General features: G+C 65.0%; 4 protein-coding genes. 3 read left to right on the top strand and 1 reads right to left on the bottom strand.

What is annotated here, in order from left to right; genetic code table 11:
- Nucleotides 1–728: sodium:calcium antiporter (locus tag B3D39_RS19305; protein ID WP_286789978.1), on the top strand; the 728-nt coding region annotated here is incomplete at its 5' end.
- A gap of 139 nt (nt 729–867) precedes the next feature.
- On the top strand, nt 868–1488 hold the full coding sequence (locus B3D39_RS19300) for a class I SAM-dependent methyltransferase (RefSeq protein WP_078523302.1): 621 nt from the start codon (nt 868–870) through the stop codon (nt 1486–1488).
- A gap of 20 nt (nt 1489–1508) precedes the next feature.
- On the opposite strand, the gene B3D39_RS19295 is transcribed toward B3D39_RS19300, so the two are convergent.
- On the bottom strand, nt 1509–1937 hold the full coding sequence (locus B3D39_RS19295) for a MerR family transcriptional regulator (protein WP_078523303.1): 429 nt from the start codon (nt 1935–1937) through the stop codon (nt 1509–1511).
- A 111-nt stretch (nt 1938–2048) separates the two neighbouring features.
- Here B3D39_RS19295 and B3D39_RS19290 point away from each other — a divergent pair.
- The coding region (locus B3D39_RS19290; protein ID WP_286789977.1) for a heavy metal translocating P-type ATPase at nt 2049–3364 on the top strand (1316 nt) is incomplete at its 3' end.

The raw sequence follows: 3364 nt of genomic DNA, 5'->3' as shown, positions 1-3364 counted from the left end.
TGATCGCTGGCGTTTCTGCCGTTATTGCGCCCCTCGTTGTGGCGCGCGTCGCCCTGCGACGAGATGCGATGGTGATGCTGGTCGTCGCCGTGGTCTTCGCTGGGGTCGCGCCGTTCGCTCCGATGGGGCGGATCGCTGGAGTTGGATTGATCGCAGCGCTGGTCGGCTATTTGGGCTTCGTGATCCATCAGGAACGCCAGCACGCTGACCGCGGCGCGATCTACGACAAGACGGTGGCCCTTGCTGACGCGGATCCCGGCCTCGCGCCACCGCATGCACCTCACGGTATTCTCATGCCGCTGTTGCTCGCGTTCGCCGGATTGGGACTCGTGGTTTTCGGTGGCTCATTGCTGGTTGGTGGCGCCGTATCGCTCGCGCGGGCTTTTGGCGTCTCGGAAACGGTCATCGGTCTGACCATCGTGGCGATTGGCACCTCGATGCCCGAGCTGATCACCTCGATCGTGGCGGCGCTGAAGCGTCAGGGCGAGGTGGCTTTCGGAAATGTAGTCGGATCAAACATCTACAATATTCTCGGCATCGGTGGGACGACGGCGCTGATCGCCCCGTCGCGCGTGCCCGAGGAAATCGCGCGATTTGACGCCCCGCTGATGGTTCTTGTCTCACTCCTTCTGGTGGTCTTCGCGACCACCGGGCTACGGATCACCCGATGGGAGGGGCTGGCGCTAATCGCGGGCTACGGTATCTATCTTTGGAAGCTTTGGCCTTGAGAACGTTGGAGCCAAAGGTGAAAACTTTGAAATGTCGAACCCTGGGCGGGGCGGCGTCAAAATCTGAAAAAGCATATGGATCACGAACACCAGGCGCCTTGATAGCAATGCGATTATTGCCAGCGAATAGGGGATTTGGATGAACGAGGCGCGAAAGGATCACTGGGACCGGATCTACGGCAGCAAGAGTGACAGTGACCTCAGTTGGCATCAGGACGCTCCGGAGATCTCGCTCGAACTTGCCGAACGCGCCGGTGTGACGCCGGACACCCGGGTGATCGACGTGGGCGCCGGCACTTCGCGGGTCGTTGACGGCTTGATCGCGCGTGGCCTGCGCGACATTTCCGTTCTCGACCTCTCCCAGACGGCCCTCGACGCCCAGCGTGCCCGGCTTGGGCCGCGCGGCGCGGATGTGGAGTGGATCGTCGCCGATATCACGCGCTGGTCGCCCCAGCGGGTCTATGACCTCTGGCATGATCGCGCCGTGTTCCACTTTCTGGTCGACCCATCGGACCGGGATGCCTATGTGACGCGCCTGTCTCGTGCTCTGCGCATTGGGGGGCACGCGATCATCGCGACCTTCGCTCCTGACGGGCCGGAGACCTGCAGCGGCCTTCCCGTTCGTCGCTACAGTCCGGAGGCCCTTGGCGGTGTGCTGGGCCCCGATTTTGAGTTGGTGGCGAAACGGTTCCAGAAACACACGACGCCCTCAGGCAACCTGCAGTCTTTCCAGTTCAGCCTGTTCCGGAAGCTCCGCTGATCGGCCCCTGTGCAGCGGGGTCAGCCTATCGCGTCGTGATCGTCGGCGAGACATTCCGAGTGGTCGCGCAGCACCTCCAGCACCCGGCACTCCGAGGCTGTCCCACCCCGACATTCGCCGATCATCCGTTCCAGCTCGCTCCTGAGCGCCTCAAGCCGCGCGATCCGGGTCTCGACCTCGCGCAATTGCCGCCGCGCGATCGAATCCGCGGCCCCGCAATCGCGCGCAGGGTGATCCGACAGGTCCAGCAATTCGCGGATCGCCTCGAGCGGGAAGCCGAGCTGGCGCGAGTGGCGGATGAAGGCGAGCCGGTCGAGATCGGCATCATCATAGCGCCGCTGACCGCCTGCGGTCCGCCCCGGTTCGGGCATCAGGCCGATCTGCTCGTAATAGCGGATCGTCTGCACCTTGGTGCCGGTGCGGCGGGCCAATGTTCCGATCGTGTGCATGTCGCTCCCTTTCACGGCTACGTGAGGTCGAATTTCCCTCTTGAACCTATAGTTGCTGTAGCTCTTATCTTCTCCTCTGTCGAGAAATCGAGAGTGAGAGGATGGTATCGGATGACCGAGGCGAAAGACCTTCAGGAATGGCGCGTGACCGGCATGGATTGTGGCGCCTGCGCGGCGAAGGTGCGCGGCGCGGTCGAGGCTCTGCCCGGTGTGGACGCTGTCGAGGTCACACTGATGAACGAGCGGCTGCGGTTGCGGCTCGACACGGCCACTACCTCGCGCGAGAGCGTGGAGAAAGCGATCCGCCGCCTCGGCTATGGCGTCTCGGCCAAAGGGGCTGCGCCGGAAAAGCCCAAGGGCGGCTTCATCCTGCCTGACGGCGCTTTCCCCGGATCAGAGAAAAGCGCGGATGAGCCGGATAGCCCGGCCCAAAGCATGGATACCCGGCCTACCGATCCGTCATGGTATGCGACCCCGAAGGGCCGTTACCTGATCGCGACCGGGCTTCTGCTGGCTGCGGCATGGATGGTCGAGCTGTTGATCGGCGGGCCGGTCGCGCATTGGGCCTTCGTGCTCACGACCGTGATCGCAATTGCCCCTGTGACCAAGCGCGCCGCCCTGATGGCACGGGCGCGGATGCCCTTCACAATCGAAATGCTGATGAGCATCGCAGCGATCGGCGCGCTCTTCGTCGGTGCGGCGGAGGAAGCGGCGCTCGTGGTCTTCCTGTTCGCGGTGGGCGAGATGCTCGAAGGGCTTGCGGCGTCGCGCGCCCGCGGTTCGATCCGGGCGCTGGCCGATCTGGTGCCGAAGACCGCGCGGCTGGTTGTCGGCGACCGCATTCGCGAGGTTCCCGCCGACAGCCTCGCCATCGGCCAGATCGTGCAGGCCCGCCCGGGTGACCGCATCCCCGCCGATGGCAACATCGTCTCCGGCAGTTCGGGCGTCGATGAAAGCCCGGTGACGGGCGAGAGCGTGCCGGTCCTGAAAGAGCCCGGCGACGCGGTCTTCGCCGGAGCGATCAACACCGAGGGTGAGCTGCGCATCCGCGTCGAGAAAACCGCCGAAGACAACACGATCTCGCGCATTCTGCACCTCGTGGAGGAGGCCGAGAGCGCGCGCGCCCCGGTCGAGCGGTTCATCGACCGGTTCAGCCGCGTCTACATGCCCGCGGTTGTGGGCGTGGCGCTTCTCGCCGCGATCGTGCCGCCGCTGGCCTTCGGCGCGCCGTGGGAGACGTGGATCTATCGCGGCCTTGCGCTGCTGCTGATCGGCTGCCCCTGCGCGCTGGTGATCTCGGTTCCCGCCGCGGTTGCGGCGGGTCTCTCGACCGGGGCGCGCCACGGTCTGCTGATGAAGGGCGGCGCGGTGATTGAGACGGCCGCCAGAACCAGCCTCGTCGCCTTCGACAAGACCGGCACGCTGAC

Origin of the sequence: Thioclava sp. UBA3469 (assembly GCF_002378135.1) — a bacterium.
Lineage (GTDB): Bacteria > Pseudomonadota > Alphaproteobacteria > Rhodobacterales > Rhodobacteraceae > Thioclava > Thioclava sediminum.
This window is presented reverse-complemented; position numbering and strand designations above follow the sequence as displayed.